General features: G+C 43.0%; 19 protein-coding genes. 7 read left to right on the top strand and 12 right to left on the bottom strand.

The window, feature by feature from the left end:
- Nucleotides 1-145: 145 nt before the first annotated feature.
- Both asnB and BST97_RS15790 read right to left on the bottom strand, forming a co-directional pair.
- Nucleotides 146-1807 carry an asparagine synthase B gene (asnB, locus tag BST97_RS08630; protein ID WP_085766860.1) on the bottom strand — a complete coding sequence of 554 codons (1662 nt, stop codon included), beginning with the start codon at nt 1805-1807 and terminating at the stop codon, nt 146-148.
- Between the two features lie 21 nt (nt 1808-1828).
- Nucleotides 1829-2053 carry a hypothetical protein gene (locus tag BST97_RS15790; RefSeq protein ID WP_157111555.1) on the bottom strand — a complete coding sequence of 75 codons (225 nt, stop codon included), beginning with the start codon at nt 2051-2053 and terminating at the stop codon, nt 1829-1831.
- Between BST97_RS15790 and BST97_RS08625 the strand changes: the two genes are divergently transcribed.
- The gene (locus BST97_RS08625) at nt 2052-3449 is read left to right on the top strand and encodes an MATE family efflux transporter (RefSeq protein WP_245833509.1); all 1398 of its coding nucleotides are present in this window, start codon (nt 2052-2054) and stop codon (nt 3447-3449) included. The two genes, BST97_RS15790 and BST97_RS08625, sit on opposite strands and share 2 nt — an antisense overlap.
- Before the next feature lie 73 nt (nt 3450-3522).
- A complete protein-coding gene (locus BST97_RS08620) occupies nt 3523-4002 on the top strand; it encodes an acyl-CoA thioesterase (protein WP_085766859.1) in 480 nt (159 codons plus the stop codon).
- 8 nt (nt 4003-4010) lie between these two features.
- Here the strand turns inward: BST97_RS08620 and BST97_RS08615 are convergent, their stop codons facing one another.
- On the bottom strand, nt 4011-4931 hold the full coding sequence (locus BST97_RS08615) for a DMT family transporter (RefSeq protein ID WP_085766858.1): 921 nt from the start codon (nt 4929-4931) through the stop codon (nt 4011-4013).
- The gene (locus BST97_RS08610) at nt 4928-5278 is read right to left on the bottom strand and encodes an arsenate reductase family protein (RefSeq protein WP_085766857.1); all 351 of its coding nucleotides are present in this window, start codon (nt 5276-5278) and stop codon (nt 4928-4930) included. The genes BST97_RS08615 and BST97_RS08610 overlap by 4 nt, the downstream gene beginning before the upstream one ends.
- Nucleotides 5279-5611: 333 nt before the next feature.
- Here BST97_RS08610 and BST97_RS08605 point away from each other — a divergent pair, with 333 nt between their 5' ends.
- A complete protein-coding gene (locus BST97_RS08605) occupies nt 5612-6754 on the top strand; it encodes a cystathionine gamma-synthase (protein WP_085766856.1) in 1143 nt (380 codons plus the stop codon).
- A 4-nt stretch (nt 6755-6758) separates the two neighbouring features.
- Here the strand turns inward: BST97_RS08605 and BST97_RS08600 are convergent, their stop codons facing one another.
- On the bottom strand, nt 6759-8423 hold the full coding sequence (locus BST97_RS08600) for a T9SS type A sorting domain-containing protein (RefSeq protein ID WP_085766855.1): 1665 nt from the start codon (nt 8421-8423) through the stop codon (nt 6759-6761).
- A 342-nt stretch (nt 8424-8765) separates the two neighbouring features.
- Between BST97_RS08600 and BST97_RS08595 the strand changes: the two genes are divergently transcribed.
- The 4 genes from BST97_RS08595 to BST97_RS08580 are packed head-to-tail and all read left to right on the top strand — an operon-like array spanning nt 8766 to nt 11588.
- Nucleotides 8766-9203 (top strand): ATP-dependent zinc protease family protein, encoded by a 438-nt coding sequence (locus tag BST97_RS08595; RefSeq protein WP_085766854.1) that lies wholly within the window; start codon nt 8766-8768, stop codon nt 9201-9203.
- Nucleotides 9193-10065: a 30S ribosomal protein S6--L-glutamate ligase gene (rimK, locus tag BST97_RS08590; protein WP_085766853.1), complete on the top strand. Its 873-nt coding sequence runs from the start codon at nt 9193-9195 to the stop codon at nt 10063-10065. The genes BST97_RS08595 and rimK overlap by 11 nt, the downstream gene beginning before the upstream one ends.
- The gene (locus tag BST97_RS08585; protein WP_085766852.1) at nt 10058-11044 is read left to right on the top strand and encodes a succinylglutamate desuccinylase/aspartoacylase family protein; all 987 of its coding nucleotides are present in this window, start codon (nt 10058-10060) and stop codon (nt 11042-11044) included. The genes rimK and BST97_RS08585 overlap by 8 nt, the downstream gene beginning before the upstream one ends.
- The gene (locus BST97_RS08580) at nt 11016-11588 is read left to right on the top strand and encodes a 5-formyltetrahydrofolate cyclo-ligase (protein WP_085766851.1); all 573 of its coding nucleotides are present in this window, start codon (nt 11016-11018) and stop codon (nt 11586-11588) included. The genes BST97_RS08585 and BST97_RS08580 overlap by 29 nt, the downstream gene beginning before the upstream one ends.
- Before the next feature lie 9 nt (nt 11589-11597).
- Here BST97_RS08580 and BST97_RS08575 read toward each other — a convergent pair whose 3' ends face one another.
- The 7 genes from BST97_RS08575 to ileS all read right to left on the bottom strand — a co-directional run bounded on the left by BST97_RS08575 (nt 11598) and on the right by ileS (nt 22109).
- Complete coding sequence (locus tag BST97_RS08575; RefSeq protein WP_085766850.1) at nt 11598-12905, bottom strand: sugar MFS transporter; 1308 nt, start codon at nt 12903-12905, stop codon at nt 11598-11600.
- Complete coding sequence (locus BST97_RS08570) at nt 12905-13882, bottom strand: isoaspartyl peptidase/L-asparaginase family protein (protein ID WP_085766849.1); 978 nt, start codon at nt 13880-13882, stop codon at nt 12905-12907. Before BST97_RS08570 ends, BST97_RS08575 begins: the two co-directional genes overlap by 1 nt.
- A 4-nt stretch (nt 13883-13886) precedes the next feature.
- Nucleotides 13887-16826, bottom strand: a complete 2940-nt coding sequence (locus BST97_RS08565) for a GH92 family glycosyl hydrolase (RefSeq protein ID WP_085766848.1) — start codon at nt 16824-16826, stop codon at nt 13887-13889.
- A gap of 108 nt (nt 16827-16934) precedes the next feature.
- The gene (locus BST97_RS08560; RefSeq protein ID WP_085766847.1) at nt 16935-17552 is read right to left on the bottom strand and encodes a lipoprotein signal peptidase; all 618 of its coding nucleotides are present in this window, start codon (nt 17550-17552) and stop codon (nt 16935-16937) included.
- A gap of 37 nt (nt 17553-17589) precedes the next feature.
- Nucleotides 17590-18210, bottom strand: a complete 621-nt coding sequence (locus BST97_RS08555; protein ID WP_157111553.1) for a hypothetical protein — start codon at nt 18208-18210, stop codon at nt 17590-17592.
- Nucleotides 18211-18318: 108 nt separating this feature from the next.
- Nucleotides 18319-18699, bottom strand: a complete 381-nt coding sequence (locus BST97_RS08550) for a TraR/DksA family transcriptional regulator (RefSeq protein ID WP_085766845.1) — start codon at nt 18697-18699, stop codon at nt 18319-18321.
- A 2-nt stretch (nt 18700-18701) separates the two neighbouring features.
- Entirely contained in the window at nt 18702-22109 is a 3408-nt protein-coding gene (gene ileS / locus BST97_RS08545) for an isoleucine--tRNA ligase (RefSeq protein ID WP_085766844.1), read from the bottom strand.
- Between the last annotated feature and the right edge of the window lie 12 nt (nt 22110-22121).

Here is a 22121-nt window from a genome sequence, read left to right as displayed (position 1 = left end):
TGAAGTAGACCTTTTGAATATTTTGTATAGGGCAACTTTACGGCTTTTGAGCTGTAAAATTCCACCACCAAGTTATATTGTTTATCATTTTCATTGTTGCAAATGTAAACGTGATAAGTATAACATACAATACTTTTAGACAGCTTTAATACCCATCATCATGAACTCCTTTCACCGCTCTTCCTGAAGGATCATTCATATTTTTAAATGCTGCATCCCACTCAAGAGCGATAGGCGTAGAACATGCTACCGATTTGACCGATGGCACACATGAGGCCGCTGTGTCGCTAGGAAAATGTTCAGCAAATATGCTGCGGTAATAATACTCTTCTTTGTTCTGAGGAGGATTGATCTTGAATTTAAACGCCGCTGCTTCCATCATCTCATCAGTCACTTCTGTTTCAACCACTTCTTTTAAAGAATCGATCCAATTGTATCCCACACCGTCAGAAAATTGTTCTTTTTGCCTACAGGCTACACTTTTGGGTAGGTAGTCCTCAAAAGCCTCGCGCAGAATGTGTTTCTCAATCTTACCGTTCTTGCACATTTTGTCCTCAGGATTGAGTCGCATGGCAACATCTATAAAGTCTTTGTCCAAGAAAGGAACTCGCCCTTCAATTCCCCATGCAGCAAGGGATTTATTAGCTCTCAGATTATCGTAGAGATACAAAGAATCCAATTTACGGACTGTTTCTTTATGAAACTCCGCTGCATTAGGTGCCTTGTGGAAGTATAAATAACCACCAAAAATCTCATCACTTCCCTCTCCAGATAGCACCATTTTGATTCCCATACTTTTAATTACTCTCGCGAGTAGGTACATGGGAGTTGACGCTCTTACCGTGGTAACATCATAGGTTTCCAAATAATAAATCACATCCTTTATCGCATCAAGACCTTCTTGAACGGTAAAATTCACTCCATGATGGACCGTACCTATGTGATCTGCTACTTTTTGAGCCGCCGCTAGATCTGGACTGCCCTTAAGACCTATTGCAAAACTGTGCAGCCTAGGCCACCAAGCCTCGTTATAATCTTTGCTTTCCACACGACGTGCGGCATACTTTTTTGCCACGGCGCTTACGATACTGCTGTCCAGTCCGCCAGAAAGCAAGACTCCATAAGGTACATCACTCATAAGGTGATCATGAACGCTTTTTTCCATGGCCTTGCGCAAGTCATCGATAGAACTTGTGTTGTTCTTTACGTTTTCAAAATCTTTCCAGTCCCGATCGTACCACTGTGTGAACTCGTTAGTATCACTTGAGTAAAAGTGACCCGGCGGGAATTGCGCAATTTCATTACAGGTACCTTCAAGTGCCTTGAGTTCACTTGCTACATAAAACTGACCTTTCTCATCACGACCGTGATAAAGCGGTATGATTCCCTGATGATCTCGAGCGCACATGAAGAAATTTTTTTTGCTGTCATAAAGTGCAAAACCATACATTCCTCTCAATTCATCTAGGAAATTAGATCCCAAATCTTGGTACAACGCAAGAATCACCTCGCAATCAGACTGTGTTTGAAAATCATACTGAGGGTATCTTTCTCTGATTTCATGATGGTTGTAGATCTCACCATTAACTGCAAGAACGATTGAACCATCTGGACTGTACAGGGGTTGGCCACCAGATGTAGGATCTACTATTGTAAGGCGTTCGTGAGCTAAAATAGCGTGTTCACTTGCGTAGATTCCCGACCAGTCTGGGCCGCGATGGCGCACTTTTTTAGAGAGTTCCAGTATCTCATTGCGCTGACTAGATATGTCATTTTTGAGATGAAACACTCCTACGATTCCACACATAATTTTCAATTTAGACTAAGCTTAGCAAGATATAAACTCCTTGAAAACCACAAATTTTGAGGAATGGAAAATGCGATTCTTTTTACGATAACGATTGAGATTAGTATTGGGCTTAAAAGTGTCACAGTGGTTTTTTTTTCTCGCTTTCGCGAAAGCGTAAGCAACATCATTTTCCTTGACATGTTCTGACTTCATTTTGCTCAACAAGCTATAAGAACAACTGATGATTCTGGTGATTTCTACCATGAAGCAAGTCGTATTTTTGACCTTCATGAAAGCAGTAGGAGCAAATAGATCTGAAACGCTAGGTAAACTGCCTATAGGAAAGTTACTTGTTCAGCAAGCCGTGCCAGCAAGTATAGGTATACTGGTCATGTCGCTTAATATTCTCATTGATACACTTCTGGTCGGGAACTGGATAGGTGATATCGCTATAGCTGCGATCAATGTGGTGCTACCCGTTTCATTTTTTATTGCTGCGCTGGGGATGGCCATAGGAATAGGTGGGGCGAGTATCATATCCCGCGCTCTAGGAGCGGAGCAAAAGGAAAAGGCCAAAGCCACCTTCGGCAACATGCTTACCTTGACACTGCTCATTTCAACGGTGATGGTGGTTTTGGGATTGGTGTATATCAATGATCTCGTTCCCATGTTCGGCGGTAAGGGTGATATTTTTGAGCCTGCCAAAATCTATTACAAAATCGTTCTATACGGCGTCCCATTACTTGCGCTCAGTATGATGGGGAATAATGTCATACGTGCCGAGGGAGCGCCTACTCATGCTATGATCGCCATGCTTATCCCGTCAGTAGGTAATCTTATCGCAGATTATGTGCTGATTTATGAACTGGACATGGGTATGGAAGGTGCAGCCTGGGCAACTACCTCTAGTTATCTGGTTTGTCTCATTTATATCGCTTGGTTTTTCTTATCAGGAAGAAGTGAGCTGCTCTGTGGTTGGCGCCATTTTATTCTGAAATGGGTTATTGTAGCTGAGATAGCCGGATTAGGATTTGTGACCCTCGCTAGACAGGCCAATAGTAGTTTGCTGTATCTCATCATGAATAATGTATTGTACGACTTAGGAGGTGAGACCAGCGTGGCCGTGTTTGGGATCGTAGGCCGCATGATGATGTTTGCGCTTTTTCCAGTATTGGGAATCACTCAAGGATTTTTACCTATTGCCGGTTTTAATTATGGAGCGCAAAAATGGCAGCGGGTCTGGGAAGTTATCGTTATTTCAATTATTGTAGCTTGTGTTCTAGGCGTATTCATTTTTGCAGGTCTGTTTTTCTTTACTGAAGAAATAGCCGATGCCTTTACCGACAGTCCTGATTTAATCGAGCAAACCTCTTTTGCCCTAAAACTGGTGTTTCTTGCAGTACCTGTTATCGCTATTCAGTTAATCGGTGCGGCTTATTACCAGGCTATTGGTAAAGCTACTCCGGCACTATTACTAACCTTGTTACGTATGGGATTCATTCTCATTCCACTCATTTATATCTTACCAGAGTTTTATGGAGAATTAGGTGTTTGGATCAGTTTTCCCATTGCTGATATTTCTTCTACCATTATTACCGCTTGGTTCTTATGGCGTGCAATGCAAAAGCTGAATTCTAGAGAGCATCTGATCCATAAATAAAGAATTTAAATTTTTGTAAAGTCCTAGATTATTATGCGTGCATAATATAATTTAGCTCACAAAGAAAATCGTAATGTACATTAAAGAATTTGATGTAAGATGGAGTGATCTAGATGCTAATAGACACATGGCAAATAGCGCTTACCAGAATTTTATGAGTCATACTCGCATGGCTTTCTTGATTGAAAACGGTTTTGGTCAGCGTGAGATGCATAAATTCAATATAGGTCCCGTCATTTTTACAGAACAGATCTTTTATTTTAGAGAAATTCATCAAGGAACTCCTATCAAAGTGAGTTGTGAGGTGACGGGTATGAGTGAAGATGGTAGCTTATTCAGCTTCAGACATCAATTCTATGATGAAAAAGGAAATAACCTCGCTCGCGGATTAATGATGGGTGCGTGGATGAATCTTAAAGAGCGCAAGATTACTCCGCTCGATCAGGAACTCTACGAGCTGATCAAAAACTTCCCACGATCAAAAGATTTCAAAACCTTAACCAAAATGGATACCCGCAAACATGGCGAGTTTCCTGAGGACCTAGAGGATTAGGGCCTTAATTAAGCTTTTCCATCTACGACGATAGTTTGATTATTTGATCTCTTCAAACTTGTCATAAACACCCCAGCAAAGATCAAAACGCCAGCAATGATTTTGGTGGTATTGATTTCATCTTTGCCAAGACCTACAGCGATCATTCCCGCTAATAAGGGTTGCAGATAAACGAAAACCGCTACAACGCTAGGTCTTAAATTTTTAATGGCGATTATGTTGAGCATATACGTACCAAAAGTCGCAAATAGAATTACGTAACCTACAAACAGCAACGTTTCCATGGAAGCTGCCTGAAAGTCAAAATCCAGTCCCTGAGAAATCCCGAAGGGTGTGATGAATAAGACTCCAAAAAAATAAAGCCACTTCATTAAGGTAAACACATGATATTTTGCGGTCAGCTTTTTTGCCAGTAGAATATAAAACGAGTATGACAGCGCATTGACAAAAATCAAAAAATTACCCATTGCTGGATCAGTCGCGTTTTCGGTGGCATCACTGGAGGCGAGAATCAGCATGGCGGCTCCGGAAAATCCAACCAGAATTCCAATAATTCTCAACGCATAGAGCTTCTCTTTTAAGAAAATGGCGCTGAGCACCAGAACAATTATGGGCGTTGTGACCATCAGTACCGAAGCGCTGATAGGCGACGTAAGTTCCAGACCTTTCATAAAAGTCACCATGTTGAAACCCACGCCACAAAATGCAGCGAGTGCGATAAGTGGCAGTTCTTTAAAGGGAACTCTTTCTTTAGGTCCAGCCAGCCAGGAAAGTATCCAAAATATAGATCCCGTCACCAGAACCCTAAACCAGGTCAATCCGTACGGACCTATGTGCTCGGGAACGACTTCTTTTGCCGCGGTAAAGTTGTAGGCATAGAATAATGCCACACAAAAACCGCAGAAAATGGCTATATGACGTATGTTCAAAGCGCCTCTTTTGCGGCAGCGACTACCTTTTTGCTATTTCCTATATAGGCTTTACCATCCTTGATCAAGATGGGACGCTTCAAAAAAGTATAATGGTCCAGTAACAATTCTTTGTAATCAGCTTCAGAAAGATCTTTCTCATGCAAATTGCGACCACGATATTGTTGAGCGCGACGGTTAAACAGCGCTTCATAAGAGCCTGCCTGCTCCATTAAAAACTCGATCTGCTCCTCGGTAGCTGGCTGTTCCTTAGTGTTTTGAAGAGTGAAATCTTCAGGCAAATTCAGCCCTCCCTTAATACGCTGGCAGGTGTTGCAGCTTTCTAGATAAATAAATTGATCTTTCATGCTGCAAAGTTAAGCTGGATATTTTTAGGAATTCGATTTCATTCTCGCTTTCATTCTCGCTTTCGCGAAAGCGGGAATGAAGTTCATACCGAGCTCGTCGAGGTACGAAAGCGAGAACTTTAAAATCAAAATCAAAGCCGATTATTGCCTTGAATCCAATCATAAATCTATTACGTCATTGTAAGTTCGAGTCCGCCGCCACGGAAAAACGGTTTGGAGTTAAAATCTGTTAACATTTCTCTACCCTAGATTTCTACATCTATTTAAACTTGAGCTTAGTCTTACACTTAAGCTTAAACTTGAATCCCTCTATCTTTGATCAAAAAGCTTAAAATGAAATTCAATACCAAAACCATACATGGTGGCGACTTTGAAGTCGATCCCGCTTACAACTCAGTGATGCCTCCCGTATACTTTACCTCGACTTACAAGCAGAAGAGTCCAGGAGATCACAAGGGCTTTGAATACAGCCGTAGCGGCAATCCCACCCGCCTTGCCTTTGAAAAAACCTTGGCCAGTCTCGAGAATGGGAATCATGGTTTTGCTTTCGGTTCTGGTATTGCGGCGATTGATGCGGTTTTGAAACTATTGAAACCAGGCGATGAGGTGATTTCTACTGGCGATCTGTATGGTGGTTCTTACAGACTTTTCACTAAAATCTATCAGGATTTTGGAATCAAGTTTCACTTCGTGGATATGTCACAGGCTTCCACAATTGAATCGTATGTGAATGAGCAAACAAAATTAGTTTGGGTAGAAACACCAACTAATCCCATGATGAACCTCATTGATATAGAAGCGGTAGGTCAATTAACGCAAAAGTGCAATCTGTTACTTGCAGTAGACAATACTTTTGCTACGCCCTATTTGCAACGACCGCTAGAATTGGGAGCAGATATCGTCATGCATAGCGCAACAAAATACCTGGGAGGTCATAGCGATGTAGTTATGGGATCGCTGATCGTAAACGATAAAGAGCTCGCAGATCGTCTTTATTTCATCCAAAAAGCAAGCGGTGCCGTTCCAGGACCTATGGATTGTTTTTTGGTGATGCGTGGTATAAAAACTTTACATGTGCGCATGCAACGTCATTGTGAAAACGGTAAAGCGGTCGCGCATGCCTTGAGGAAGAATCCCCATGTGGACAAAGTGTACTGGCCTGGTTTTGAAGATCATCCCAATTATGAGATTGCCCAGAAGCAAATGAGCGATTTCGGTGGAATGGTTTCTTTTACCACTAAAGAAGGAAACTTAGAAAGCGCAAAAAAAGTAGTGGAACGATTGAAAGTTTTCACTTTGGCAGAATCGCTGGGCGGCGTGGAATCGCTCGCCGGTCACCCAGCCACGATGACGCACGCCAGCATCCCAAAAGAGGAACGTGAGAAAACGGGTGTGGTTGACTCGTTAATCAGACTCTCCGTAGGAATTGAAGATATTGATGATCTTTTAGGAGATTTGGAGCAGGCGTTAACTTAAACACTCATTCCCGCACCAACTTCAAGGTTGACTCCCCATGAACAGATTTCAAGGTGACGAGATAGACGCCCGTGGGCAATGATGAAACATCCATACGGTTACTACCATCTAGCTCTGGCTGCTGCACCAGCCTACCAGAGAGATCATGGATACTCAACCGGTCGATCTGAGATGATGTTCTAATCGACACCAGGCCATTTGTCGGGTTAGGGTAGAGGCTGAACCCCTCTTTCACGACCTGGTCCGTAGAGAGCGGCACGCCGGCACAGTCGGTGGTGGCGAGGCGGGCAAACCAGAAGTCGGTGCGGCCGCTACCGTTGCGCTGCAGGGGAGTGATGCCCGGGCTGTTCTGGAACAGGCTGCTGCTGAACATATAGCCGCCCACGGCGTAGTTGCCAAAAGTATCGGTGGCGATGGCGGTGGCCAGATCCTCGCTACCACCGCTTCCCCTTATGGGATGCAGCCCCAGCGTAGCGCCGGTAGCGGCATCAAACCTTGCGACCACGGGCTGCTCGTCCGTAGCACCGTTATCGCTGTAGGCGGCCCCACCCCAGTTTGTGGACACCAGTAGTCCCGTGGCAATTGCCACTTCATTGCCGTTGATCGTAATGTCATAAGCTCCGCGATCAGCATTGAAATCAGGATTGGTTCCCCACAACAGGTTGCCCTGTGGATCGAGCTTGATAAGGAAAGGGGCACCACCGCTCATGTTGCCATTTGTCCTTGTATTGGTAAAGAAATAACCTGCAATGCCATCGGCACCAGTAGTGTAGGTAAAACCTATGCCTGAAATATAGACGTTTGACTGATCATCAACCTTTGTTGAAAGAATTTGTGTATTGCCCGTTCTGGTAGACTCTTTCATCCAGATCAGGTTGCCAGTTCCGTTCTCGATGGCGGCCAGCATGGTACTGGTGTTGAGCATGTTTCCCATAAATTGAAAGTTGTCTGCACTTCGTGGATCACTATACCAAGAGATATAATAACGGTCGAGCAGCTCATCGTATTCCAGGGTGGTACCATAAGTCGCACGGCCTCCATTAAAGCCCATGTCCACGGGCGTATGGCCCAGGTAGCTGCCCTGGTCGTCAAACCTGAAGATGCCGTATTCATTGGTGGAGGTGGTATAGGCGCCGTTAAGGTGGGTGCCTGGCCCCATGGTCATGAGCCAATGGGTGACGCCGCTGGAATCTGTCACGTGTCCAAAGCTGTAAGAATTTTGAATGGTTGAAATGTCGGCTTGGTCTTTTTGCGGTAGCTCCAGCCATTGAAAGTTACCGCCCCTATCATATTTGATCAAGTAAATGGATTTATTGTGTGGGCCTGGAGTGGAAATGGTAAGGGGTGAGTTTATTATAACATCATTATCAAAATGGGTAAAGCCGTCACTACTGTTGAGCCTTGGCAAAAACCTTCCCGACACATATATATTGTCATTTGAGTCGATGCTTAAATGCTGGGGCTGGTCGGTACCATAGCTTCCTATGGTTTTTTGCCATCTAAAATTACCAGAACAATCAGTGGAGAACAAAAAGGTGTCCGTACTTCCGCTTGGTCTATTATAATTAGTAAATGGCTGCCCATTAAGATCTGTATTGCCTCCAGAAACTACCGCCAGGAAATAATAATTGTTCTGGCTGTCCACAGCTATTTGCCTAATATGTTCCATTTCGTCTATTTGTGAAACACTACCTGATGAGAAGTTGATATCGCCCCCCCTCTATAAGCCCAATCGTAGCTTTGAGCCAAAGGGAAGGTGATCCATGATATAAAAATTATGAAGATGAAGTCCTTTAAATCCATGGTTGCTTAGATATGTCAATAAATATAAAGAAAATTGAATCAGAATCATTGCCTAAAGATTTTCAATTTCCCAATTAATTGAATAATCAAGAACAAAATTCCGCTTTCGCGAAAGCGGTAACAAAAGCGAGAAATCAAAAAGCGTAACAATTATTAAACACAATTAATCCTGCATTAAATGCATCTTTGCCCTCTTAACTAAATTGAAGTGTACGACGATAAAATCATCATAGGCCGCACCGATAAGGCAGATTTTCCAAGGTTGGAACTGAAAAATGTGGACGTTAAAGTCGATACGGGTGCTTATACCAGTAGCATCCATTGTCAGGATATTGAAGAAAAAGACGGCGTGTTGTGCGCCACTTTTCTGGACGAGGACCACGAGCAATACCACGGCAAGAAACTGGAGTTTCAAGATTACCAGATCACCAATGTGCGCAGCAGCAACGGCAGCCTGGAGACTCGATATGAGGTGCTGGCAAACATAAGAATGTTTGGGAAGCTTTATAAAATATCCCTTACCTTGAGCAACCGTAAGGAAATGCGTTTCCCGGTGCTTTTGGGAAGAAAATTTCTGTCAAAAAAATTTATAGTCGATCCTGAGCTTCAGGACGTTTCTTATTTGAAATCCATTCATGAAGATTGATATACTCTCGCGCAGCACGAGCCTATACAGCACAAAAAGATTAATAGAGGAAGCAGAAAAAGCCGGCCACAAAACCAGAGCGGTTAATGTTCTGTATTGCGATATTAAACTGGAGAAGCAAAAACCGCTGGTCTATTACCACGCAGAAAAACTGCCTAAACCAGATGCTATCATACCGCGCATAGGCTCCAGCATTACTTTTTACGGTACAGCCATTGTGCGTCAATTTGAAATGATGGGTTGTTTTTCTACGGTTTCTTCTAACGCATTGGTGATGAGTAGGGACAAGTTGCATAGCTTACAAAAACTATCTCGTTCTGGTGTGGGAATGCCCAGTACGGTATTTACCAATTTTGGTGAACATACTGATGATATCTGTGAGCTGGTAGACGGTCCACCAGTTGTGATCAAGGTTCTTGAGGGAACTCAGGGAATAGGTGTCAACCTAGCCAAAACGCTTGAAGAGGCAGATGCTATCATAGACGCTCACAATGATTTAAAAAGCCGAGTGATCGTGCAGGAGTTTATTGAAGAGGCTGGCGGTGCAGATTTGCGTGCTTTTGTTGTAGGCGATAAAGTGGTAGGTGCCATGAAACGCCAGGCGCAGAAAGGTGAGTTCCGCTCCAATTTGCATCGAGGTGGAACTGCTAAAAAAATACAGCTCAGTCGTGCCGAAGAACAAACAGCAATTGCAGCTGCCAAAGCTTTAGGTCTGGGAGTTTGTGGCGTCGATCTTTTACAAAGTAGTCGTGGTCCACTGGTTCTGGAAGTTAATAGTTCGCCAGGACTGGAAGGCATAGAAGGAGCGACTGGAGTGAACATTGCCAAGGAAATAATCAAGTACGTAGAGAAAAATGCCTAAAACATTTAAGGAACTTACGATTTTAGGTACAGAGATCCTGCCCGGATCCAGCCACAAGCTCAATTTTAATCTCGCCAAATTGTATACTTCTACCACGGTTGAGGTCCCTGTAATTATCGAGCGCGGTAAAAAAGAAGGACCGGTGGTATTGCTCACTGGTGGGATACACGGCGATGAGATCAACGGCGTGGAAACCGTGCGACAAATGATCGCCAAAAAGTACAACAAGCCCGCTGCCGGGACTATTGTCGCGATTCCTATTTTGAACATTTTTGGTTTCCTCAATAATCAGCGGGAATTTCCTGATGGTAGGGATTTGAATCGCGTATTTCCTGGGACTAAAACAGGTGCGCTCGCCAGTAGGTTTGCCTATCAAATTGTAAATGAAATCTTGCCACATGTCGATTATGTGCTGGACTTCCATACCGGTGGAGCCCAGCGCTTTAACGCGCCACATTTACGTATTTCTGAGTCTGAAACAGAATCACTGAAACTCGCAAAAATCTTCCACGCACCATTCTTGATGTACAGCAGCAATGTGAAGAAAACCTTCCGCGCGACCTGTTCAGAAATGGGGAAACCTTACTTACTTTTTGAGGGGGGAGAGTCTAAACGCAGCGATAAGGAAATCGTGGGTGAAGCAGTAGATGGGACTTTGCGTGTACTGCATCATCTCAAGATGCTCAAGACTTCCATTCCCGTGCCTGACGAGCACAAGGAAAGCATTATCATTAATAAGAGTAAGTGGCTGCGTGCTCGTTATTCCGGTCTTTTCCATGCAAAAGTCCCCTGTGGTAAGAGAGTTGAAAAAGATGAATTCATCGCCACCATTACTGACCCGTACGGCAGCATGAGATTCAAAGTAAAGGCTCCAAATGCCGGGTATATTATCAATACTAACAATGCGCCTTTGGTCTATCAGGGCGATGCCATTTTTCATATCTCAATAGATGAAAAGCAAGAGGGAGATAAGGCTTGAATTTAAGGAAAGAAGGAGTGCGCTTTCGCGAAAGCAAATACAGGAAAAGAGTATTGAAATAGCTAACCAATGTCTAAAACTTGACATCTGGAACCTTCAGAATTACCATCTCTTTTTAAGTATTGAGAAACAGCATGAGATTCAAACCGAATACTTGCTGCAAGTTCTGCAAGGACGCGATAAAAATTTGATTGTCTCAAAAGGTAATTTCAAAGATTACTCTCTTAACCATTATCTACTTACCGATCAGACGAGCCTTAAGCTCAATAAATATGGGATTCCCGAACCATCTGGAGAAGGTAATATCCAGATCCAAGAATCTCAAATCGACGTTGTTTTCACTCCCTTACTCGCAGCCGATCTGAAGGGAAATAGAGTAGGTTATGGAAAAGGTTTCTACGATCGATTTCTAGAGAAATGCCGTCCAGAAACGATCAAAATCGGTTTGAACTTTTTTGAACCGTTACCCGACTTGATAGAAGCCAATGAAAACGATCAACGGCTGGATTACCTAGTTACTCCTGAAAAGATTTTTAATTTTTGATTTAAGATTTCAGATCGTCTTGAGACTTATCTTCTGTCCTAACGCAAAAAATGCGATGTAGAGGTAGCAAAGCATCGGTAAGAGAAACGCAATCGTGAATCCGTAGGTATCTACTAATTTTCCGAAGGCAACAGGGATAACCGCTCCACCCACGATCGCAGTACACATGATTCCCGAGGCTTGTGGTTTGCTGTCTCCCAGACCATCAAGCGTTAAGGTAAAAACCGTGGGAAACATGATCGAGTTACATAAGCCCACCGCAAGAATCGTAAACATCGCCAAAGTTCCTGTGTTTGAAATACTCATGCAAATCAGCGCGACAGCGGTTAAGGTAAATACCAGTAATACCTTATTTGGAGCAAAGAAGCGCATCAGGACAGACCCTAAAAATCTACCTATCATCGCTGCAGACCAATACAAGAAAACGAATGCTCCCACAATAGCCTTGTTATCAATGCTATACAAATCTTCACCTACTTGGGTCGAAGCAATAGAGCTTAGGAACGAGCTGGATTTAATAAGTTCAGCGAGATCTAGGCTGATAAAATAGTTGACTAAGTAGGAGCCTATGGCGACTTCTGCACCTACGTAAACAAAGATTCCCAAGGCTCCTTTCAGAACTTTAGGGTTTTTCAAAACTTTGAGGTATCCACCTGACTTATTTTTCTGAATAACAGGTAGTTTAAGAAAGAGGAATATCAAGGCTAGTACAGCTAGCACTCCACCAAATATCAAAAACGGATCCTGTACGGCTATCGCTTCAGATAGGTAATACTCCTCTTGAGCCTGGGTGCTCAACATCTTGATTTCTGACGAAGAAAGAATCTTATCACTCAATAAATAAGCTGCTCCAAACGCTGGTGCAATTGCAGTCCCTAGCGAATTAAAAGCTTGTGATAAATTCAGCCTGCTACTGGCGCCATCTTCGCTGCCTAGAACAGCTACATAAGGATTTGCAGCAACTTGTAAAATGGTTATCCCTGCAGCAAGAGTGAAATAGGCTATCAAAAAGATGGGAAAAGAACGTATCGAAGAGGCTGGATAAAATAAAAAGCAACCCGTAGCCATGGTCAGCAATCCTATAAAAATGCCATTCTTATATCCGATTTTGGAGAGCAGCGATCCCGCGGGAATTGAAAAAACAAAGTACGCCGCAAAAAATGCCGATTGTACCATGCCTGCCTGAAAATAACTCAGTTCGAAGACATCTTTCAAACGCGGTACGAGACTGTCTACCAAAACCGTAATGAATCCCCACAGAAAAAAAAGCGTGGTTATAATGATAAAGGGAACAGAGTAATTTTTCTTTTGAGTCATTATGCTTTGATAAAAGATTTACTGTTGACTCGTTCATTTTTTCCATCACGATATTCCATCATAGCAAAACCAGGATGAATGCAATAGCTGCCCGTCTCACCATTTTTATTGATGGCGATGTAGGCTACTTGAAAATCCTCATAGCCACCCTTTTTTGTAATACGATGAACAGCTTCTTCACAAGCTTCTTGGGGTGTTTTGCCCTGTCGCATCAGTTCGACAATTAAGAAGCTCCCAACAGACTTCATGATTTCCTCACCCATTCCCGTTGCAGCAGCACCTCCTACCTCGTTATCAACAAATAATCCAGAACCTATGATAGGAGAATCGCCTACACGTCCATGCATTTTATAAGCAAGTCCAGAAGTAGTACAAGCACCGCTGATGTCGCCCTTCTTATCCATACACAACATACCGATGGTGTCATGATTTTCTATATTGATTACTGGCTTGTAGTCGCTGGTCTTTAACCATTCTCGGTACGCTGATTTGGTGTTCTCATTGAGGAGGTCTTGTTTCTTAAATCCATTTTCTGCAGCGAGATCCTCAGCGCCTCTGCCTGCAAGCATCACATGAGGGGTTTCTTCCATCACGATTTTTGCCAGTGTGGCTACACGGGTATAATTTTCAACAAAAACGACTGAACCAGCATTACCGTTATGATCCATCACACAGGCATCAAGAGTCACATGGCCTTCTCGGTCTGGAGTGCCGCCATTTCCTACGGTGGTATTTTTAATGTTTTCTTCCTCGATCTGAACACCGGTAATTGCAGCATCTAAAGCGTTCATTCCAGATTCTAGCGCGTCGGCAGCTGCGGCGTTTGCATTTACAAATCCCCAAGTGCAGATTGAGATAGGTTTTGATGGACTCATTTTTTTCTGTTTTTTGTTATCAGTACAGCCCAGCAATTGCGTTCCTAGTGTGAGTGAGATACCACCAGCAGCACTAAGCTTAATGAAGTCTGATCTCTTCATGGATTTAGTTTATGGATATTTCGTCTATAAATGTCCAGGCGGTGCCACCATGCTCGTAACCTAGATGCCATTCTGGGAGCTTGCCCGCTGTACCCGCTTTCAATCTTACTTTCTGGACACCTTTAGTGAGTTCAAAGTTTAAAGAAACGGGATGAATGGCTCTAACTTCTTCTTTTCCCGTTTCAGGTAGTTGTACTTTTTTTGACGCAACAATGTTGTCGTTTTCACCTAAGAGTTCAACCTCAACATCCGTTGGAAAAAATATCCAGCTGCGCTGGTCTTTTAAAAATGCAGTTGAAACAGTCGTAATCGCACGCAGATTTCCTAAATCGATGGTGATGTCTAGATCTTGATTTTGACTTCCTTGCCAGGTTCCGCTTCTATAATCTAGAGTTCCTCGCATCCCGTCTATGAGTGCCTGATCGCCGCCAGCGCTGTACTGTTGCGCATATTTATGCCCCAATTTAATGGTCAAGCGATCGTCATATTTGTACAAATTGGTGTTTATTGCCGTGCTTTTTTTGCCATCGCGTTCTGCATAGGTTGTGAGTACAATGGGTTTGTCTATTTCAAAAGGTTTCTCGTATTTTTTAAATCCTCCTTTGTAACCTAATCGGTAGAAAATGGTGGCATTTGAATCGATGCTTTGTAGCTCAACTTGAGTGCTTTTTGCAAAAGCAATCTCGCCACTTGCCATGAACGGAGGGCTCACGGTCAGGTGGTCTTCAATTGTGGTGCTTGGTCTATCTTCGCTGCGGGTTGCCCATTCTTCAGGGGTTTCACTCATTTTGAAGGTAAGCGTGCCGCCCTGCATAATCATGGAATGGTCTATATAACTTTTAGATAGAGATTGTGGTTGTTCCGCTTTCGCGAAAGCGTACTCAACACCAGCAACATAAATGCCTTCTCCCTCTTTAACGATTTTAAAGTTATTGCCATTTTCAAGGTTTATATTCACCTCTTGAAACAATGGCGTGCCAATGATATACTGGTTTGAACCCGGCGTCACAGGATAAAAACCCATGGTACTCATGACGTACCACGCGCTCATCTGGCCACAGTCCTCGTTTCCGGAAATGCCGTCAGGAGCATTTTGATACAAAGTATTCATGATCTCGTAAACGCGCTCTTGAGTCTTATGCGGTTTACCCACAAAATTGTAGAGGTAAGCCATGTGATGGGAGGGTTCGTTGCCGTGCGCGTACTGACCGATAAGACCGGTGATATCTGCTTGGTGCCGTCCAGAAGTTTGTTGAGGTGCTGTGAAAAGCTGGTCGAGATGTTTTTCATAATCATCATCACCTCCCATCAAATTTATATGTCCGCTGATATCTTGAGGTGCATACAAACTGTATTGCCAAGCGTTGGCCTCGGTGTAATTAAAATTGACTTCAGCAGGATCAAAAGGGGCAAACCACGTGTTGCGCATGCGGCCTTGAAAAAATCGTGTCTGTGGGTTGTAAAGGTTTTTATAGTTCTGAGCTCGCTGAATGTAGGTTTTATAATCCTCTTGTCGATTCATTTCTTTAGCCATTTGGGCGATGGTCCAGTCGTCGTAAGCATACTCTAAGGTTTTTGAAACACTTTCAGATTCCAGCTCTACGGGTATGAAACCCATCTCCTTATAGCTTTTCAGTCCTAAGTGATCTTGGACAGAGCTGTGCTTCATGGCTTGGAAAGCTTTCTCTACATCATAGTCATTTATACCTTTAAGATAGGCATCTGCAATGACGAGAATGGCATGATATCCTATCATGCAGCCGGTGTAATTGCCGCTTAAGTCCCATATAGGGAGGATGCCGCCCTCGTCATATTTTGCATTGAAGGTGTTGATGAAATCGTTTGTTCTTTTTTGGTCAATGATGGTGTAGAGTGGATGCGCGGCCCGGTAAGTATCCCAAAGAGAAAAGACAGTGTAATAATCGAAGTTTTCAGCCTCGTGTATTTTGAGATCCATTCCACGGTACCTACCATCTACGTCATTGTAGATATTAGGCGCCAGCATGGTATGGTAAAGTGATGTGTAAAAGATCTTTTTATTCTCTAGGTTATTATCTGTAATCTCGATTTTATCCAGTTCTTGTTTCCATAATGCTTGAGTTTCTTCTAGAACTTGATCAAAACTCTTGTTACCTATTTCTGTATTGAGATTGTTTTTAGCACCTTCAGCACTCACTGCGCTGATTCCAATTTTGATGGTAACTTTTTCGTTATTCGGATTGTCAAATTTTAGTGCATAAACAGCTTGATCTTGATCAATTTCGTCGAGATTTATAATAGGGTGTGAAGTCTCAAAATAATAGAACAACATTTGATTTGCAGCCCATGCTTTTGAAAACCTCTTTCCGCTGAATTGCGTTTTTGAAATAGGTTTGAATTCATGCTCAAGCAACTCATCTCGATGCTCAAGGTCTAAAATCATGTATTGGGAGTCGGCATCTGGAAAAGTGTACTCGTGGACACCTGCTCTTTTAGAAACGGTGAGTCTGACCTTAATATTAGTGTCTAATAAATCTACCTCGTAATATCCTGGGCTTGCTTTTTCCTGATCGTGTGAAAATGAGGACCGATAGCCTTGCTTGCCATCAGCGCCATTATTCAGGTAGGGTTGATCAGTTGGCATGAAAAGTATATCACCATAATCACTCACTCCGGTACCGCTCAAATGCGTATGGGAAAAACCGTAAACTAAAGAGTCAGAATAATGGTAGCCGCTACAACCGTCCCAGCCATCTAGTCTGGTGTCTGGACTCAACTGCATCATACCAAAAGGCGCAGAAGCTCCAGGATACGTATGACCATGACCACCTGTACCTATAAATGGATTGACCAGATCGAGCGATGTTAGCTCTTCTTCTAACTTACTCTCTTGGACATTTTGACAACTTGAAATAAGGAAACAGCCCAGTAAGAGGTAAAGGGCTTTTTTTGCATCTAGAATCATGATCCCAAGATACGTAAGTTCAAGAACTCAATTTAGAAAATATTAGGAAATAGGTATCAGTCTTGACAGAATTAAAGAAAGGACTTACTTAATTGATTTTGTTTGAAATCAAGCCGTTTTCTTATCTGGGAAAGCTTTTTTACTGAACAAAATCAGCAGCATAACACCTATGGTGATAGAACTGTCAGCAACATTAAAAATGGCATTGAAAAAAGAAAAGCTCTCTCCACCTACCATAGGAACCCAATTAGGCCAGACGCCATCAAAAAGCGGAAAGTACAGCATATCTACAACCTCACCGTAAAACCACGGTGCATAACCACCGCCCTCAGGCATAAATTCTGCGACACCGTGAACACTACTCGAGAAAAGCTGACCATAAAAAACTGAATCAATTATATTTCCCAGCGCTCCCGCAAAAATCAAGGCAATACAAACGCTCAGTATTTTAGGTCCTTTGTCGCGCACACTAGTCCACAACCAGTAACCAATACCGCATATAGCAAACAATCTAAAAACCGTTAGAATGATTTTTCCATAGTCGCCAGGAATTTCAAAACCCCATGCCGCTCCGGCATTCTCATAAAAAAGCAATTGGAATTTCCCCCAGTCCACAATCGGATTTCTACTTCCCGTAAGTGGGTAGTTCAACTTTATGTAAATCTTGCTCGCCTGATCTATGAACAGCACGGCAATGATTATGAGTATGGCTTTGGATAATTTCATTTCTTTCTAAAGAGTGCCAAAAATAAGACTTATTACACTACCTCTCTAAGCTTATATTCCCATGAATGGTTTGCAGATCCGCACTATAGCGAGCACCCTTTCCAAACCAAAATTTCATTTTCTGATTTTCCCTTAGAATTTGTTTGTTCTGAAGATCAGAAAGCTCAAAATCAATATCGGCGTAGACGCTTACTACCGTTACATCACTTTCGATCATCTTGAATTTACATGTGCCAGAAAGTTGATTTACGTAAATACTTTCAAAACTTCCCTCGCACAAAACAGTTGCTTCCCTTACATTGATTATGACCTTTTTACCTTCTGGAATCAATAACTTGAGCGAAGTATTGATGACTTTGTGCGCACTTAATTTGTCTTGTGGAAATTCAAATGATAAAGATTTCGTGTTTATCAATTTCAAACTGTCCTTCTCAATAGTCCGGCGCACTTGTATCGCATTTTTATACTCACCATTTTCTTCTTCAAATAGTAGGACTTTCCCATCCGTAGAATTTCCAATTTCTAAAGCAACGTATGTATCAAATACGATGTCCACGACTTCAAAATCGCTACCTTTTATGCTCGAATTGATGATATTGCGAGAATCGTTTTGGGAGTATGCTCCTGCCTGTCGTGTCGCTAAGGCAGGAAGGTTCATGAAAACGAGAACCCAAAGTCCCCAAAAAACAAAAAACCTTTTTGAACACATTTGTTGAAAATGCTCAAAAAGGCTTGATATAAATTGAAAGGTAACTCTGGTCAACGACTATTGCATGTTTTTTGCCTCGATGCTCAGCGTGGCATGAGGAACAAGCTCGAGACGTTCTTTCTTGATCAGCTTACCTGTCACACGACATATTCCATAAGATTTATTCTCAATTCTTACTAAAGCATTTTTGAGATCGCGTATAAACTTCTCTTGTCTGATGGCAAGTTGCGCATTAGACTCCTTACTCATAACAGAACTTCCTTCATCAAACGCTTTGAATTGCGGAGCCGTATCTTCAGTACCGTTGTCAGAATCGTTTTTAAAAGCACTTTTGATAAGCTCTAGTTGCTCTTCAGCCTCACGTATTTTTTTCTCTACAATTCCTCTAAAATGTAGGAGGTCTGCATCGCTATACCTCAATTTCTCGTCTGTACTCATGTCTATAGTTTTTTGATCGCAATAACGGTCTTTATATCGTCAAACTCAATTTCTGTACCGTTATCGAGTTGTTGTTTTAAGGTTAAGTCATCTGCTAGAGTTTCATCCTTGATATACTGCTCATTTTCACTCACGGCATCGTTCATGGATTCATGCGATTGCATCACGATATTGATGCGGTCTGTCACTTCAAGACCAGAATCCTTTCTTATGTTTTGAATGCGGTTGACCAGTTCTCGTGAGATCCCTTCATTACGTAATTCTGGAGTGAGAGTCACGTCAAGCGCGACGGTTATTCCAGACTGGTTGGCAACGAGCCATCCCTCGATATCTGAGGAGGTTATCTCTACATCTGACAGGGTCAAGGTAACTTCTTTACCATTGAGATCTATTGTTTTCTCGCCATTTTTTTCTAACAAATTGATGTCTTCTTGTTGAAAACTTCTTATTTGAGCTGCGACCACCTTCATGTCTTTCCCAAATCGAGGTCCCAATGCCTTAAAATTAGGCTTGATCTCCTTTACGAGAATTCCGCTTGCGTCATCGATCAATTCTACTTCCTTCACGTTTACCTCGCTTTTTACGAGATCTGCAACGGCTTCGATCTGCGCACGCTCTTTAGGATCCAAAACAGGGATCATGATGCGCTGCAACGGCTGGCGCACTTTAATGCTTTCCTTTTTACGCAATGAAAGTGTCAAACTAGAGATGATTTGCGCCTTGTGCATTTTTTCTTCCAGCTCGCTATTGATTAGGGAATCGTCAGCCGTAGGGAACGTGCTTAAGTGAACGCTTTCACCCGCATTTTCCTCACAAACGCTGGTCAGGTCACGGTAGAGTTGGTCCATATAGAACGGAGCAACAGGAGCGCCCAGTTGAGCTACCGTTTTTAAACAAGTATATAGCGTCTGGTAGGCAGCAATTTTATCATGCTCGTAGCTTCCTTTCCAGAAACGACGTCTACACAAGCGCACGTACCAGTTACTTAGGTTTTCCGTCACAAAAGTGGTAATCGCTCGAGTGGCTTTGGTTGGCTCGTAATCATCATAAAATGCGGTCACGTCCTTGATCAGGGTGTTGAGTTCTGAAAGGATCCAGCGGTCTATTTCTGGGCGCTCTGCTAGTGGGATCTCGCTTTCGCGAAAGCGGAATCCATCAACATTTGCATACAAAGCAAAGAAACTGTAGGTGTTATAAAGCGTCCCAAAAAACTTGCGCTGTACCTCTAAAATACCATCTTGGTCAAAACGCAGGTTGTCCCATGGATTTGCATTAGAAACCATGTACCAGCGGGTGGCATCAGCTCCAAAATTGCTGAGTGTTTCAAATGGATCTACGGCGTTGCCTAGTCTTTTAGACATTTTCTGACCATTCTTGTCGAGAACGAGCCCGTTAGAAACTACGTTTTTGTATGCCACGTCATCGCTGATCATGGTCGCGATCGCGTGTAAGGTGTAGAACCATCCACGTGTTTGATCCACACCTTCAGCAATGAAATCTGCCTTTCTGAGTCCGTTTTCAACTGCCTCTTTGTTTTCAAAAGGGTAGTGCCATTGAGAATAAGGCATGGAACCTGAGTCAAACCAAACGTCAATCAGGTCTGCCTCGCGCATCATTTTTTCTCCGCTGTCAGAAACCAATATGATTTGATCCACCACATTTTTATGGAGATCCACGAGGTTATAGTTTTCCTCGCTCATATCACCTACCACAAATCCCTCAAACGGATTTTTCTCCATGAAACCAGCATCGATGGATTTCCCAATCTCGGTGACCAATTCCTCTACGCTACCCACGATTTTTTCTTCGCTACCATTTTCTGTACGCCAGATAGGCAATGGGATTCCCCAAAAACGGGATCGAGAAAGATTCCAATCATTAGCATTTGCGAGCCAATTCCCAAAACGTCCCTCTCCCGTAGAAGCAGGTTTCCAGTTGATGGTTTTGTTGAGCTCGTGCATGCGGTCCTTGAAATCGGTCGCTTTTATGAACCAGCTGTCTAGCGGGTAATACAACACTGGTTTGTCCGTTCTCCAGCAATGGGGATAACTGTGGACATATTTCTCCACCTTGAAGGCGCGGTTTTGCTCTTTTAATGAGATCGCGATATCTACATCTACCGATCGCTCAGGCGCTTCTTCTGGATTGAAGTATTCATTTTTTACATACTTTCCGCCTACTCCTGGCAGCTCATCTCTGAATTTTCCTTGTAAATTGACCAATGGTACAGGATTCTCGTTTTCATCGAGAACGAGCATAGGCGGTATAGGTGGATTTGCCTGTTTGGAAACAAGCGCATCGTCTGCTCCGAAAGTAGGAGCGGTGTGCACGATTCCGGTACCATCTTCGGTCGTCACAAAATCACCAGCGATGACTCTAAACGCGTCCTCCGCATTTTGATATGGTTTTGCGTAGTCGAGGAGTTGATCGTACTTAATGTTAATTAAGTCAGCTCCTTTGCAGGTCGCCAGTACGGTGTAAGGAATTTTTTTATCGCCTAGTTGATATTCTGATCTCGCTTTCGCGAAAGCGTCACCTTCTAAAGCCTCATACTTTTTCCCAAACTGATTCTTAACCAATTTCTCAGCGAGAATTACCTGCATAGGATCACCCGTGTACTGGTTGAAAGTTTCTACAAGTACATAATCGATTTTAGGACCTACAGTAAGAGCCGTGTTGGATGGCAATGTCCAAGGCGTGGTAGTCCAAGCTAGGAAAAACACTTCTCCGCTAGTCTCAAAAGGCAATTGTGAAGGATCACTCACCTTGAATTGGGCAGTTACGGTGGTGTCTGTAACGTCTTGATAGGTGCCTGGCTGATTGAGCTCATGCGAACTCAAGCCTGTTCCCGCAGCAGGTGAATAGGGCTGGATCGTGTAGCCTTTGTAGAGCAGGTCCTTATTGTAAATCTGCTTCAACAACCACCAGACAGACTCCATATACTTCGGCTTGTAGGTGATGTATGGATCATCCATATCTACCCAGTAACCCATGTCTTGAGTCAATTGGCTCCAGATGTCGGTATACTTGAGTACGGCATCTTTACAAGCCTGGTTATATTCCTCAACGCTGATCTTTGTGCCGATATCTTCTTTAGTAATGCCCAGCGCTTTTTCAACGCCCAATTCTACGGGAAGACCGTGAGTGTCCCAACCTGCTTTACGATTTACCTGAAACCCTTGCTGTGTTTTATAACGGCAAAAAAGATCTTTGATCGTTCTTCCCATAACGTGGTGGATCCCGGGAAGGCCATTTGCTGAAGGAGGCCCTTCAAAGAATATAAATGGTTCATTACCCTCGCGTGTAGTCACAGACTTTTTGAAAATCTCGTTTGATTTCCAAAACTGCTTAACGTTATCATCTACCTTAGGGAGGTTCAGACCCTTGTATTCATTGAATTTACTACTCATTCCACCAGTGTT

This window comes from Nonlabens spongiae, assembly GCF_002117125.1.
Taxonomy (GTDB): Bacteria; Bacteroidota; Bacteroidia; order Flavobacteriales; family Flavobacteriaceae; genus Nonlabens; species Nonlabens spongiae.
This window is presented reverse-complemented; position numbering and strand designations above follow the sequence as displayed.